General features: G+C 67.3%; 13 protein-coding genes. 12 read left to right on the top strand and 1 reads right to left on the bottom strand.

Annotated features, from left to right (window positions below; translation table 11 throughout):
• Nucleotides 1-2 precede the first annotated feature (2 nt).
• Nucleotides 3-1,871: a dipeptide ABC transporter ATP-binding protein gene (locus H4P35_RS10420; RefSeq protein WP_152385475.1), complete on the top strand. Its 1,869-nt coding sequence runs from the start codon at nucleotides 3-5 to the stop codon at nucleotides 1,869-1,871.
• Nucleotides 1,872-2,585: 714 nt separating this feature from the next.
• On the opposite strand, the gene H4P35_RS10425 is transcribed toward H4P35_RS10420, so the two are convergent.
• The gene (locus H4P35_RS10425) at nucleotides 2,586-3,356 is read right to left on the bottom strand and encodes a LysE family translocator (protein WP_226848940.1); all 771 of its coding nucleotides are present in this window, start codon (nucleotides 3,354-3,356) and stop codon (nucleotides 2,586-2,588) included.
• A gap of 252 nt (nucleotides 3,357-3,608) precedes the next feature.
• On the opposite strand from H4P35_RS10425, the gene H4P35_RS10430 reads away from it, so the two are divergent.
• The 11 genes from H4P35_RS10430 (at nucleotide 3,609) to H4P35_RS10480 (ending at nucleotide 14,403) form a co-directional block, all read left to right on the top strand.
• The gene (locus H4P35_RS10430; protein WP_226848943.1) at nucleotides 3,609-4,145 is read left to right on the top strand and encodes a YaeQ family protein; all 537 of its coding nucleotides are present in this window, start codon (nucleotides 3,609-3,611) and stop codon (nucleotides 4,143-4,145) included.
• 75 nt (nucleotides 4,146-4,220) lie between these two features.
• Complete coding sequence (locus tag H4P35_RS10435; RefSeq protein WP_056316442.1) at nucleotides 4,221-4,814, top strand: TetR/AcrR family transcriptional regulator; 594 nt, start codon at nucleotides 4,221-4,223, stop codon at nucleotides 4,812-4,814.
• A 119-nt stretch (nucleotides 4,815-4,933) separates the two neighbouring features.
• Nucleotides 4,934-5,626, top strand: a complete 693-nt coding sequence (locus H4P35_RS10440) for an SDR family oxidoreductase (protein ID WP_226848945.1) — start codon at nucleotides 4,934-4,936, stop codon at nucleotides 5,624-5,626.
• A gap of 17 nt (nucleotides 5,627-5,643) precedes the next feature.
• Nucleotides 5,644-7,149: a DHA2 family efflux MFS transporter permease subunit gene (locus tag H4P35_RS10445; RefSeq protein WP_226848947.1), complete on the top strand. Its 1,506-nt coding sequence runs from the start codon at nucleotides 5,644-5,646 to the stop codon at nucleotides 7,147-7,149.
• 170 nt (nucleotides 7,150-7,319) lie between these two features.
• Complete coding sequence (locus H4P35_RS10450) at nucleotides 7,320-9,008, top strand: sensor domain-containing diguanylate cyclase (protein WP_226848948.1); 1,689 nt, start codon at nucleotides 7,320-7,322, stop codon at nucleotides 9,006-9,008.
• Between the two features lie 62 nt (nucleotides 9,009-9,070).
• Complete coding sequence (locus H4P35_RS10455; protein ID WP_226848949.1) at nucleotides 9,071-9,868, top strand: GntR family transcriptional regulator; 798 nt, start codon at nucleotides 9,071-9,073, stop codon at nucleotides 9,866-9,868.
• A gap of 19 nt (nucleotides 9,869-9,887) precedes the next feature.
• Nucleotides 9,888-11,093, top strand: coding sequence for an ABC transporter substrate-binding protein (locus tag H4P35_RS10460; RefSeq protein ID WP_226848950.1), 1,206 nt, complete (start codon nucleotides 9,888-9,890; stop codon nucleotides 11,091-11,093).
• Between the two features lie 8 nt (nucleotides 11,094-11,101).
• On the top strand, nucleotides 11,102-11,974 hold the full coding sequence (locus tag H4P35_RS10465) for a branched-chain amino acid ABC transporter permease (RefSeq protein WP_226848951.1): 873 nt from the start codon (nucleotides 11,102-11,104) through the stop codon (nucleotides 11,972-11,974).
• Nucleotides 11,975-11,976: 2 nt separating this feature from the next.
• Nucleotides 11,977-12,948: a branched-chain amino acid ABC transporter permease gene (locus H4P35_RS10470; RefSeq protein ID WP_226848952.1), complete on the top strand. Its 972-nt coding sequence runs from the start codon at nucleotides 11,977-11,979 to the stop codon at nucleotides 12,946-12,948.
• Entirely contained in the window at nucleotides 12,941-13,696 is a 756-nt protein-coding gene (locus H4P35_RS10475; protein WP_062840874.1) for an ABC transporter ATP-binding protein, read from the top strand. Before H4P35_RS10470 ends, H4P35_RS10475 begins: the two co-directional genes overlap by 8 nt.
• Nucleotides 13,693-14,403, top strand: coding sequence for an ABC transporter ATP-binding protein (locus H4P35_RS10480; protein WP_062840875.1), 711 nt, complete (start codon nucleotides 13,693-13,695; stop codon nucleotides 14,401-14,403). Before H4P35_RS10475 ends, H4P35_RS10480 begins: the two co-directional genes overlap by 4 nt.

Here is a 14,403-nt window from a genome sequence, read left to right on the forward strand (position 1 = left end):
CCATGGATTCCAACCGCGTCGTGCAAGTCAATGACCTGACGGTGCGGTTCAAAACGCCCGAACGCACCGTGGAAGCGGTGCGCAATGTTTCCTTTCACGTGAACCGCGGCGAGACGCTGGCCATCGTGGGCGAGTCGGGGTCCGGCAAGTCCGTGACCTCGCTGGCGCTGATGCGGCTGGTCGAGTACGGCGGCGGACATATTGCCAACGGCGGGATGCTGCTGCGCCGGCGCAGCGGCGACGTGCTGGATCTGGTCAATGCACCCGATTCCACGCTGCAACGCGTGCGCGGCGCGGATGTCGCCATGATCTTCCAGGAGCCGATGACCTCGCTGAACCCCAGCTTCACGGCCGGCAACCAGATCGCCGAGGCCCTGCAGCTGCATCAGGGGCTTGACGCCGCTGCCGCCCGCGCCGAGACGCTGCGCATGCTGGAGCGCGTGCGCATTCCCGAGGCGCGCGCCATTCTGGACCGCTATCCGCACCAGCTGTCGGGCGGCATGCGCCAGCGCGTGATGATCGCGATGGCGCTGTCGTGCAAGCCGCAACTCTTGATCGCCGACGAGCCGACGACGGCGCTGGATGTCACGATCCAGGCGCAGATCCTGCAACTCATCCGCCAGCTCCAGGAAGAGATGGACATGGGCGTGATCTTCATCACGCACGACATGGGGGTGGTGGCGGAAGTGGCCGACCGCGTGCTGGTGATGTACCGGGGCGACAAGGTCGAAGAGGGCGGTTCGGACGAGATCTTTGCGCGTCCGCAGCATGCCTACACGCGGGCGCTGCTGTCGGCGGTGCCGCGCCTGGGCGCGATGCAGGGCACGGACGAGCCGGCGCCGTTTCCGCTGTTGAAGGTGGACGAGGCCGCGCGCGTGCCGGATCCGGCCAAGTTGGTGGATACGCCGGTGGCCGCGCCATCGACGGTGCGGCGCGAGAACGGGCCGGTGCTGAAGGTGCGGGATCTGACGACCAGCTTTGACATTACCGGTGGCATTCTGGGCCGGGTGCAGAAGCGCGTGCATGCGGTCGAGAAGGTCAGCTTTGACCTGTATCCGGGCGAGACGCTGTCGCTGGTGGGCGAGTCGGGGTGCGGAAAGACGACGACTGGCCGTTCGCTGCTGCAACTGGTCAAGAGCAAGAGCGGGTCGATCGAATTCGACGGCAAGAATATCGGTGCACTGCGCGGCAGCGCCATGCAGACGCTGCGCCAGCATATCCAGTTCATTTTCCAGGATCCGTTCGCGTCGCTGGATCCGCGGATGACGGTGGGCTATTCGATCATGGAGCCGCTCTTGATCCACAAGGTGGCGCGCGGTAAAGCGGCGCAGGATCGGGTGCGGTGGTTGATGGACAAGTGCGGGTTGCTGCCGGAAATGATCGACCGCTATCCGCATGAGTTTTCAGGCGGGCAGCGTCAGCGGATCTGCATCGCGCGGGCGCTGGCGCTCAATCCCAAGGTGGTGATCGCGGATGAGTCGGTGTCGGCGCTGGATGTGTCGATTCAGGCGCAGATCGTGAATCTGCTGCTGGATCTGCAGCGTGAACTGGGTGTGTCGTTTTTGTTTATCTCGCACGATATGGCGGTGGTGGAGCGGGTGAGCCATCGAGTGGCCGTGATGTATCTGGGGCAGATCGTGGAGATCGGGCCTCGGCGGGCGATCTTTGAAAATCCGCAGCATCCTTATACGAAGAAGCTGATGGCGGCGGTGCCGATCGCGGATCCGCAGCGGCGGCATCGGGAGCGGTCGCTGCTGGTGGATGAGATTCCCAGCCCGATGCGCCGGGTGGGGGATGAGCCGCTGGTTGAGCCGTTGGTTGCCGTGGGTGAGGGGCATTTTGTGGCGCGGCATGCCATTGGGGTTTATTGAGGCGGTGTAGGCTGGTTTGCTGGTTTGCTGGTTTGCTGGTTTGCTGGGTTGCCTCTGGCTTTGTTTTTTGTTTGCTGTATTCGCTGTATTGGCTGGCGGTGCTGTCGATGCCGGTGGTGCTGTCGATGCCGGCGGTGCTGGCGGTGCTGGCGTCGGGCGGGGTTCTTGAGACGCGGCCGGCGCCGGGCCGGGTGCGAGCGCGGGGCCACGATTGCGGTCCGGAGCCTTCGCTCCGGACTTGCCCCTGCGTCATCCTCGTGGGCGCCCTTCGGCGCCTGCCTTCGGATTCCCTTGGGCGCATCGACGCCCCGCGCTCGCACCCGTCCCGTCACCAGCCGCTCCGTCAGTTGCTGGCGCGGGGCGGCGGGGCGAGTTGGGTTCTTGCGTTTTTGTCGCGGGTGGGGTGGGGCGGAAGATCTTGCGGGGCCGCCAAAATCGGCCGCGCGGGCGGCCTTCTTTGGCGTTTGGGTGTCTTGCGTCGTGGTGATGACGCTGCGCGCTGGTGACGCGGTATTTGATCGCCGTCGGGTCGCCGTCGGGTGTCTGAGACCCTTACGAGATGCGCGTGATAGTGCAGCCGGCCTTCCCGGGTGTCTGACACCCATCCTCCGTCAGGTGTCTGACACCCTTACGAGATGCGCGTGATAGTGCGGCCGGCCTTCCCGGGTGTCTGACACCCATCCAAGCGCGGGTGTTCAAACAACCCGCCATTCATCAGCGCTTTTCCAGCGCCAACCTCAATCCAAACGCGATAAACACCGCGCCGGTCACACGGTCCAGGCCGCGGGTGACTGCGGGCCGGGAAAGCCAGCGGGCCAGGGGGCGGGTGGCGGCTACCAGCAGGACGAACCAGAGCATGCCGACGATCGCGTGGACCGTGGCTAGCAACAGGCTGAAGCGCAGGACGTCGGCGCCGGCGGGGATGAACTGGGGCAGGAAGGTGATGTAGAAGACGCCTACCTTGGGATTCAAGGCGTTGGTGAGGCAGCCGCGGACGAACCAGGCGGTGGCGGTGCTGTCGGGGCGCGTGGCGGCGGCGATTCTGGAGGCGGGGGGCGCCGTACAGTTGCCGGCGCCGGTGCCGGTGCCGATGCCGATGCCAGTGCCGATGCCAGTGCGGGTGCCAGTGTCAATGTCAGCCTCCGTGCCCGTACCACTGATCTGCTTGGCGGCCTGGCCCGAGTTCTTGCGCACGGCGCGGGTGCTCCACAGCAGCTTGATGCCCAGATAGAACAGGTAGATCGCGGCGCAGATGCGTAGGGTGTCGTAGGCAAGCGTGGACACGGCCAGCAGCGATCCGAGTCCGAAGGCCGCAATCGCGCCCCATAGCAGGCAGCCTGCGCTGATGCCCAGGCCGGCCATGAGGGCGCGGCGGCTGCCTTCGACGGCGGCGGTGCGCAGCACCAGGGCGTTGTCCAGACCGGGGGTGATGGTCAGGATGGCGGCGGCCAGGGTGAAGGCGAGGAGGGCGGCGGTGGCTGTCATGGCGCGGGAATGGTGAGTGGCGCTGCCGGCAGGGTTGGCGCGGCGCAGGCCCGGCAAGTGTAACGCCGGGTCCAGCCGTGAGGCTTGAGCCTTGAGCCTTGAGCCGTGGCCTGTGGCGCTTGGCCTGCGGCTTCCGGCGGCGGCAATGCCTGCCGGCATGGGCGATTCACGAATGCTGAGGCGCGTGGCGCCCCGCAGCGGGCGGTTATCATGGCGGCCTTCCCGCAATTCGCTTTTGAACGGACCTACGCCATGGCCCTGCGCGCCACCATCTACAAGGCCGACCTGAACGTCGCCGATACCGATCGCCATTATTACGGCAGTCACGGGCTTACCGTGGCGCGTCATCCCTCGGAAACGGACGAGCGGATGATGGTGCGGCTGGCGGCGTTTGCGTTGCATGCGCAGGAGGAGCTCTCGTTCACGAAGGGGCTGAGCGATACCGATGAGCCGGACCTGTGGGTGAAGGACCTGACGGGCGAGATCAAGCTGTGGATCGAAGTGGGCCAGCCCGAAGAGCGCCGCATCCTGCGCGCCTGTGGCCGGGCCGACGAGGTGGTCGTGTACTGCTATGGCGGCTCGGCCAGCAAGATCTGGTGGGACGGCGTGCGCAACAAGCTGGAGCGTACGCGCAACCTGAAGGTGATCAACCTGCCGGCCGAGCAGAGCCGGGCGCTGGGCCAACTGGCCGAACGCACGATGCAGCTGAACGCCAATATCTCGGACGGCGTGGTGTATTTTTCGGCGGCCAAGGGCGAAGTCACCCTCGAACCCGAGGCGTGGCGCTGAAATAGGGGCCGGGGCTTGCGCTTTGGAACAGGGCGGGCTTAATATGACGATCATCATATTTCGGGCGTCCCGGTCATGTCTGCCTCCCGCAAGGAACAATCCCACGAACGCATTGTCGATGCGGCGGCGCGCGCGATCCGCCGCGCCGGGTATTCCGGGGTAGGCGTCGCGGACGTCATGAAGGAAGCCGGTCTGACGCACGGCGGCTTCTACGCGCATTTCCCTTCGCGCGACGCGTTGCTGGCGGCGGCGATGGAGCGTGCCGGGCAGGACGGCGCGGCGCGCCTGTCCCAGAACATGGCACGCCGCCGCGCCGAAGGCGCCAGCCCGTTGCGCGCCTGGGTCGAAGCCTATCTCAGCGACGCGCATCTGGCCGGCTGCGAGCGGGGTTGCCCCGTGGCGGCGTTGGCCTCGGAAATTCCCCGCCAGTCGGACGATGTGCGCGAGGTGGCGGCCAGCCGGGTGCAGCGGCTGATGGAAGCCGTGCAGCAGGTGCTGCCCGCCCAGGCGGGCGAACACGCGGCCGCGGCCGTGCTCAGCACGCTGGTCGGCGCGTTGCAACTGGCGCGGGCGTTGGGCGACAACCCGCGCGGACGCGCGGTGCTGGCCTCCGCCCGCCAAGCGGTGCTGGACCAGTACGACCACGAGGCTGCCGCAACGTCTCACTGATTCGATTTTCTCCGGCCGCATTGCGCGGCCGTTTTGCTGCCCTTAAATATGATGATCATCATATTTTGATTTGCCGAAGTCCCTACATCCACATCAATTCATCCTCAGGAATGCGCATCATGGAACTGAAAAACGCCGTTGTTTTCATCACGGGCGCCAATCGCGGCCTTGGTCTGACTTTTGCCCGCGAGGCGCTGGCCCGGGGCGCCCGCAAGGTCTACGCTGCCGCGCGCGATCCGTCGGCCATCACGCTGGAGGGCGTCGTGCCTGTCAAGCTGGACGTGACGCGCGCCGAAGATGTGGCCGCCGCCGCCGAACTGGCGGGCGACGTGACGCTGGTCATCAACAATGCTGGCATTGCGGACTTCGGCGGTTTTTTCGCGCCGGGTAGCGTGGAGTCGGCGCGCCGCCATCTGGACGTCAATCTCTTCGGGCCGCTACTGGTGTCGCAGGCCTTCGCGCCGGTGCTGGCCGCCAACGGCGGCGGCGCGATCCTGAATGTCCTGTCGATCGCCAGCTGGCTCAACAGGCCGATGCTGGGCGTGTACGCGATGAGCAAATCCGCCGCGTGGGCGCTGACGAACGGGCTGCGCCAAGAGCTGCAGGCCCAGAACACGCAGGTGCTGGGCCTGCACATGGGCTTCGTGGACACCGATCTGACCAAAGACATCGATGCGCCCAAGTCGTCGCCGCAGGCCATCGTGGCCCAGGCGCTGGACGCGCTGGAGGCAGGCGAGCGCGAAGTGCTGGCCGACGAGCTGACGCGCCAGGTCAAGCAGGGCCTGACCGCCAGCCCGGCCGTCTATCTGTAAGCGGAGACCGGACAGCCATGCGTATCCCCACAACTTCCGCCGGGTCCGCGGCCGGCCTGGGCGCCAACGACCCGGCCTACGTCGCGGCGGATACCGCCGGCGACAAGGCTGCGGCGGTCAGCCTGATCGCAACCGGCGTCGCCCCGTCGCAGCCCGCCGCGCCGCAAGCCTCGCCCTGGCCCGTCTTCTGGATCGCCAGTATCGCGGTCTTCCTGGTGTCGCTGGACAGCACGATGCTGTATGCCGCCTTCGGCGCGCTGCGCGAAGGATTCCCGACGGCCTCGGCCGCGGACATGTCCTGGGTCCTGAACGCCTATACGGTGGTCTTTGCCGCCATGCTGATCCCCTCGGGCGGACTGGCCGACACGCATGGCCGCAAGCGCATGTTCATGGGCGGGGTGCTGCTGTTTCTGGCGGCGTCGGCGGCCTGTGGGCTGGCCGCCACGGAACAGTGGCTCATCGCCGCGCGCGTGCTGCAGGCGGTCGGCGCGGCGCTTTTGACGCCGGCATCGCTGTCGATCGTGCTGGCGGCCTTTCCGGCGTCGCAGCGGTCCGTGGCGGTGAGCCTGTGGGGCGCGGTGGGCGGACTGGCGGCGGCCGTCGGGCCGAGCCTGGGCGCTTTTGTGGTGGACGTGGCCGGCTGGCCGTGGGCGTTCTACATCAACCTGCCGTTGGGCGCGGTGTCGCTGTGGTTCGGCGCGGGGATGCTCAAGGAGTCGGTCAGGCCCGACGCGCGGCGGCGCGTGGATGGGGTAGGCATGGCGTTGCTGATGGTGGGCGTGGGCGCGGTGGCCCTGGCCATCGTGCAGTCGGAGTCGCCAACGTGGCAGCGCGGCGAATTGACGGTTGCGGCCGCCGTGGGCGTGATGGCGCTGATCGCGTTCGTGGTCTGGGCGCGCGTGACGCCGCACCCGCTTGTCGATCTGGCGCTCTTCAAGCACCGGACGTATCGCTACGTGAATCTGGCGACGCTCAGCTTTGGCATTGCCTTTGCCATGATGTTCTTTGCGTTCTTTTTCTACATGACGGGTGTGTGGCACTACAGCCTGCCGCGCGCGGGGCTGGCGGTCACGCCCGGTCCGCTGCTGGTGATGCCGACGGCGATCATCACCGGCCGGCTGGCGGCGCGGATGGGGCACCGGCCCTTCCTCGTGGGCGGCGCGCTGGTGTATGCGGCCAGCGGGTTGTGGTTTCTGTTGGTGCCGGGCGCGGAACCGGCCTATGTGCGCGAATGGTTGCCCGGACTGCTGCTGAGCGGCATCGGGGTGGGCATGGTGCTGCCGTCGCTGTCCGGCGCGGCGGTGAACCGGCTGCCGGCGCAGCATTACGCGGTGGGCAGCGCGGTCAACCAGGCGACGCGCCAGATCGGCGGCGTGCTGGGTGTGGCGGTCACCGTGGTGCTGCTGGGGCATGGCGCCGCCAGCCACGCGGATTTCTCGCCCATCTACCTGGCGCATGTGGGTCTGGCCCTGCTGACCGCCTTGCTGTGCCTGCCGGTGGACACCCGGCCGAAAGCGGCCTGAGCGGGTGGGCGCAAGGGCGGGGGAACGACGCCGCAGTACGGAAAACGGGGACGCGATCTGCCTGATCAACCCGCCGAAATGATGCAATTTTGGTGCGGAACGTGACAGAATGTCAGCCACCACGCGCTGGCCGGCTGTACCGGTGAATTCCGTATTGATCAGGTTTCGAAATGCCCGCTTCCGGAGATGCGTCCCCCATCCCTCCGCCTGGCCCTAACGAGGCCGGCGCGCCACGCGAACCGGACGGTCCGCTGGACAGGTTGGCGCGGCTGGCCCGGCGCACGATAGGCGTGGACACGGTCATCATCGCGTGCACCGACGCCGACGGCGCGTGGCGGGCAGTGGCCGGCGCCGCGCCGGGGCCCGCGCCATGTCCCTGGTCCCTCGACCATCCGGTGCGCGCCGCCGATGGACGCCTGCTCGGCACGCTGCGCCTGCTGCACAGCCAGACACGCAATCTATCCCCCGACGATCAGCAAACCTTGCAGGATCTGACGGGCCTGGCGGCCACGGCCATTGAAAAGCGCCACGCGCTGGCCTGCGAGCGTGCCGACGAAGACACCTGGCGCGACGAAGCCCGCAAACTGTCGCTGGCCATTGCCGGCAGCGGCACCGGCGTGTGGGACCGCAACGTGGTGACCGGCGAGATCACCTATTCGCCGGGCTGGAAAGCGTTGCTCGGTTATAGCGAAGCCGAGCTCACAACGCGCATCGAAGACGCCTACACCCGCCTGCATCCGGACGACCGGGACTATGTCCAGGCCGCCATGCAGGCGCACTTCGATGGCAAGACCGACAGCTACGAAGTCGAGCACCGCATCCGCTGCAAGGACGGCAGCTACAAGTGGATCTGCAGCCGCGGCAAGGTGGTCAGCCGCGACGAAACGGGCCGCGCGCTGCGCATGATGGGCACGACCACCGACATCAGCACCCTGCGCGCCATGTCCGAAAGGCTCAAGCGCACCGCGGATCTGGTCGTGAACCTGACCGACGCCGTGCCCGGGCTGGTGTTCCAATGCCGGCCGGTGCCGGAGGGCGGATCGTGGTTCTCGTATGTCAGCGCGGGCATCTGGGACATGTTCGAACTGACCGCCGACGACGTGCGCGCGAGCACCACCGCCATCGAACAGCGCATCCATCCCGACGACCTGCCGGCCTACCGCGCGTCGCTGCAGGCAGCGGCCGCGGCGCAGATGCCTTGGCATCTGGAATTCCGCGTCTGCCTGCCGCTTCAGGGCGTGCGCTGGCGGCAGGGCGATGCCAGCCCGCGCCGCGACGCCGACAACGGCGTGGTCTGGCACGGCTTTGTCACCGACATCACCGATCGCAAGCGGGCGGAACTTGAATTGCGCGAACTGGCCGCGACCGACGCGCTGACCACCTTGCCCAACCGCCGCCACTTCATGTCGCGCATCGCCGCGGAGCTGACGCGAATAAAGGGGCAGGGCGGTCAGGGGGCGGCCGTGCTGATGTGCGACCTGGACCACTTCAAGCACATCAACGACACCTGGGGCCACGCCATCGGCGATGGTGTGTTGCAGCATTTCGCGAACATGCTGCGCGCCCAATTGCGCGAAATCGACCTGGTGGGCCGCATCGGGGGCGAGGAGTTCGCCGTCGTCCTTCCAGACACCGACTTCGAACGCGCGCACGTCTTTGCCCGCAACGTGCAGCGGCGGATCGCCGACACGCCGTATTCCACGGGCGGGTGCCCCATCCCGCTGACGGTCAGCATCGGGATTTCTGCGCTGCACAATAACGACGACGATGCGGGGCTGGCGCTCAGCCGCAGCGATCGCGCGCTGTATTACGCCAAGCAGCGGGGACGGAATCGGATCGAGTCGGTGTTTTCCCGATAGAACAACCGCCGGGACCCTTTGTTCCATTGACCGTACATTAGGACACCCCTAGAGTTCCCGTCATGGGAACCTCATTGCCACTTCCGAAATACCACCAGATCTATCTCGTCCTGCGCGAACAACTGCAGGAGGGGCGGTTCGACCAGGACGGCGTGCCGGGCGAGCATGCGCTGGCGGACCAGTTCGACGTCGCGCGCATCACCATTCGCAAGGCGATGGAAATGCTGGTCGCCGACGGCCTGGTGTCGCGGCGCCCCGGCCTGGGCACCTGGCCCCTGCGCGGCGCAGCCGCCGCGCACAGTGCGCCGGCGCCCGATTCGCAGCAGAAGGCGCACCTGACCGGCCTGCTGGAAAACATCGTCAACATGGGCTTGCGCACGTCGGTGCAGGTGCTGGACAGCACGCTCGTCTGTGCGCCGCCGTCCGTGGCCGACGCCTTGCATATCCCGCCCGGCACCCCCGTGCACAAAAGCCTGCGCGTGCGCAGCACCGAGGCCGGGCCGCTCTCGCATATCACCACCTACGTGCCGCAGTCCGTGGCCGATTTCACGCGCGAAGACCTGGAACGCGAACCCCTCCTGATGCTGCTGGAAGCCGCGGGGGTGGAGTTCGGCGGCGCCACGCAGACGATTTCCGCGCGCCTGGCCGATGCGCAGGTCGCGCGGCTGCTGGACGTCGCGGTCGGTTCGGCGTTGCTGGCCGTCACGCGTCTGGTGCGCGACGTGGGCGACCGGCCGGTGCAATTGCTGCAGGGCCTGTACCGGCCCGACCGCTACCAATATCAGTTGCAGCTATCGCGCGTCGGCAGCATCGACGCCAAGGTCTGGGTCAGCGAAGAGCTGTCGGCCCAATTTCATTGAACCCCTCGGAGATCCGCCCATGAATTCGCGCCGCACTTTCCTCTATCAATCCGCCGCCGCGGCGGCCCTCGTGTCCGCCCCGTGGGTGGCCGGGTCGCAGGGCGCCGCGCCCATCAAGGTGGGCGTGCTGCACCCGGTGACGGGCGCGCTGGCGTATTCGGGCCAGCAATGCCGCCTGGGTGCGCTGCTGGCCATCGAGGACATCAACAAGGCGGGCGGCATCAAGTCGCTGGGCGGCGCGCCGCTGCAGGCGGTGCTGGGCGATGCGCAATCGCGTCCCGAGGCGGGCTCGGCCGAAGTCGAGAAGATGAACGAGGCGGGGGTGTCGGCGATCGTGGGGGCGTATGCCTCGGCGATCTGCCTGGCCACGACGCAGACGGCCGCCAAGTACAACCTGCCGCACGTCGTGGACGTGGGTGTGGCCGACCAGATCGTCGAGCGTGGCCTGAAGAACACCTTCCGTTTCGGTCCGGGCTACCGTGCCTGTAGCGAACGCGCCATCCTGGACCTGGCCGCGCTGAACGACGCCGCCGGCAAGCCGGCCAAGACCGTGATGATCGTGCACGAGGACTCGCTGTTCGGCACGGGCACCGCTGCGCTCCTGTCCAAGGCGCTGCCGGAGCACGGCTTCGAGGTCAAGGAAGTCGTCAAGCATCCGAACCCGACGCGCGACTTCAACAACATCGTGCTGCGCATGCGGTCGGTGAATCCCGACATCGTGATCCCGGCCAACTACTACAACGAATACGCCTTGCTGCTGCGCGCCATGAAGCAGCAGAAGGTGCAGCCCAAGGCCATCTATTCGGTGCTGGGCGGCGCGGCCTCCAGCTACAAATTCCTGAAGGAATTTCCGGACATCGCCAACGGCATCATCGACTGCAACCACTGGTTCAACCCGAAGGATGCGCGCGTCGCGCCGCTGAAGGCCCGGGTGGAAGAGAAGGGCGCGTACTTCAGTTACGAGGTCTTCATGACCTACACCGCGATGCTGCTGCTGGCCGATGCGCTGGAGCGTGCCAAGTCCGCCGACCGCGCCGCGATCATCGAGGCACTGGCGTCCAGCACCTTCCAGGACAACCTGATGCCCTATGGCCCGACCAAGTTCGTCAATGGCCAGAACACCGGGGCGCAGCCGCTGCTCACGCAGGTGATCGGCGGCGACATCAAGGTGATCTTTCCGGCCGAATACCGCCAGGCCGATGCCGTGTTCCCGCTGAAGGCCTGACAAGACCCATGCTCGATCCCGCCATCCTCTTTTCCTCGGTGCTGAACGGCCTGACGACGGGCGCGGTGTACGCGCTCATCGCCCTGGGCCTGACCCTGATCTACGGGGTGCTGCACATCATCAACTTTGCCCACGGCGCGGCGCTCATGGTGGCGCTGTACGCCGTGTATCTGCTCAAGGACCGGCTGGGCATCGACCCCTATGCCGCCTTGCCGCTGGTCGTGCCCGGCATGTTCGTGCTGGGCTACGCCTTGCAACGCGTCGTCATCAACCGCGCCAGCCACGGCAAGGACGAGAACATCCTGCTCGTGACGCTGGGCCTGGCGATCGTGCTGGAGAACCTGGCGCTGGTCTGGTTCAAGTCCGACACGCGCAGCATCGACACCGCGTACACGCTGTCCACGGTCGAGATCGGCCCGGCCATGATCGCGCTGCCCAAGGTCATCGCCTTCTGCGGCGCGCTGGCGGTGGCGGCGGTGCTGTTCTGGATCATCCGCAGCACCGACCTGGGCCGCGCCATCCGCGCCGTCGCCCGCGAAAAGCAGGGCGCCAAGCTGATGGGCATCGACGTGGAAAAGGTCTACGCGGTGTCGTTCGGCATCGGCATGGCCTGCCTGGGCGCGGCGGCGTGCTTTCTGCTGCCGGCCTACTACGTCAATCCGCAGGTGGGCAGCGGCTTCGTGGTGGTCGCCTTCACCATCGTGGTGCTGGGCGGCATGGGCAGTTTCGTGGGGGCGCTGGTGGGCGGACTGCTCATTGGCGTGGTGGAGTCCATCGGCGGCCTGTTCCTGGGCGACTCGCTGGGACAGATGGGCATCTTCGCGATCTTCATCGCGGTGCTGCTGTTTCGCCCGCAGGGGCTGTTCGGGGCGAGGGGCTGAGCATGAAACGGGATCTTTTCGCTATCGCGCTATTCGGGGTGGTGCTCGTGGCCTTGGCCGCGCTGGCCCAGTCGGGCGTGCTGCTGACGTTCGTGATGATGTCGCTCTACGCGGCGCTGCTGTCGCAGGCCTGGAACATCCTGGGTGGATACGGCGGCCAGCTGTCGTTCGGGCATGCGCTCTTTTTTGGCGTGGGCGCGTACGCGCAGGCGCTGGGCCAGTTGAACCTGGGCCTGAACCCGTGGCTGGTGCTGCCCATGGCGATTGCGCTAGGCGCGCTGGTCGGCGTGGCGGTGGGCGGGCTGACGTTCCGCTACGGGCTCAAGGGCTCGTATTTTGCGCTGGTGACGCTGGCATTCGCTGAAGTCTTTCGCATCCTGGCGCTGTCGGCCTCGTTTACCGGCGGCGGCGTCGGGCTGATGGTGCCGCTGCAGGAAGGCGTGGCCAACATGCAGTTCGGCTCGCGCCGCGGCTACATCTACCTGCTGCTTGCGTTCGTGCTGCTGGCCCTGCTGGTGACCGCGTGGCTGCGCCATTCGCGCTTCGGCGCCTACCTGCAGGCCGTGCGCGACAACGAGGACGCGGCGCGCGCCATCGGCGTGAATCCGCTGCGCGTCAAGCTGGGCGGCATTGCGCTGTCGGCCGCCTTCATGAGCGTGGCCGGCGCCTTCTACGTGCAGGTCTTCCAGTACATCGACCCCGGCATCGCCTTTGGCTCGGCCGTATCGGTGGAGGCGCTGGTGGGCGCCATCGTGGGCGGCATGGGGACCCTGTGGGGACCGCTGCTGGGCGCGGTGACGCTGCATGCGCTGGCCGACCTGACCCGCAACCTCTTCGGCGAGCTGCCGGGCATCAGCATGGTGATCTACGGCGTGGTGCTGATCCTGATCGTGATGTTCATGCCGCGCGGCATCACCGGCGGCGGGCAGTCGCTTGGCCGCCTGTTTGGAATGAAGGAGCGCGCCCGTGTCTGACATCCTGCTTCAAGCGCGCAATTTGTCCATCACGTTCGGCGGCCTGAAGGCCGTGCAGGACGTGAGCCTGGATGTGCGGGAAGGCTCGCTGACCGCGCTGGTCGGCCCCAACGGCGCGGGCAAGACCACGCTGTTCGGCCTGCTGTCGGGTTTTCTGAAGCCCGGGTCGGGTTCGGTGCACTTCGCCGGCCAAGACATCACCGGGCAGGCGCCGCACGAATCCGCGCGGCTCGGCCTGACCCGCACTTTCCAGATCGTGCAGCCATTCGGCGCGCAGACCGTGCGCCAGAACATCGCCGTGGGGGCGCATCTGCGCCTGGCGGACCGCGACGAGGCGCTTGCCGCGGCCGAGGCCGTGGCCGCGCGCGTCAACCTGCAGGCCTCGCTGGATAAGCCCGCCGCGGATCTGACGGTGGCCGGACGCAAGCGCCTGGAGCTGGCGCGCGCGCTGGCCACGCGGCCGCGCCTCCTGCTGCTGGACGAGGTGCTGGCGGGCCTGAATCCCAGTGAGATCGACGAGATGATTCCGGTGGTGAAAAAACTGGTGGACGATGGCGTCACCGTGCTGATGATCGAACACGTGATGCGGGCGGTGATGAGCCTGGCCGAGCATGTGTGGGTGCTGGCGCAGGGACGCCTGATCGCCTCGGGCACGCCCGGCGAGGTCACGCGCGACCCGAAGGTCGTGGAGGCCTATCTGGGCCACGGCGCGGCGGCGCGGCTTGCCGCGCAGGGAGCGCCGGCATGAGCGCGCTGCTGGAGGTCAAAGGCTTGCGCGCGGGCTACGGGCGCATGGAAGTGCTGCGCGGCGTCGACCTGGACGTGGGCGCGGGCGAGATCGTGGTGCTGCTGGGCAGCAACGGCGCGGGCAAATCCACCCTGAACAACACGGTGTGCGGCCTGTGCCGGCCGTGGGGCGGCACGGTGCGCTTCGAAGGCCAGGACCTGACCGGCCGCCACTACCGTCAGGTGGTGCAGGCGGGCCTGATCCAGGTGCCCGAAGGCCGGCGCGTGTTCCCGAACCTGAGCGTGCGCGAGAACCTGGAACTGGGCTCGTTCACCCGGGCGCGCGAGCGCCGCGCGCAGAACCTGGACAAGGTGCTGGACATTTTTCCGCGGCTGCGCGAACGCCTGGATCAGCTGGCCGGCACGATGTCGGGCGGGGAACAGCAGATGCTGGCCATCGGCCGCGGCCTCATGGCCGAGCCGCGCCTCTTGATCCTGGACGAACCCTCGCTTGGCCTGTCGCCGTTGATGGTCGAGGAACTGTTCGGCCTCATCAAGCGGTTGCATGGCGACGGACTTGCGATTTTGCTGGTCGAGCAGAACGTGGGCCAGTCCCTCGAAACCGGGCAGCGTGCCTATGTGCTGGAAAACGGCGCCGTGCGCTACAGCGGCAGCTGTCCCGACCTTTTGGCCAGCGACGACGTGCGCCGCGCCTATCTGGGGATGTAA

This window comes from Achromobacter sp. 77 (genome assembly GCF_020541125.1).
Lineage (GTDB): Bacteria > Pseudomonadota > Gammaproteobacteria > Burkholderiales > Burkholderiaceae_B > Achromobacter > Achromobacter mucicolens.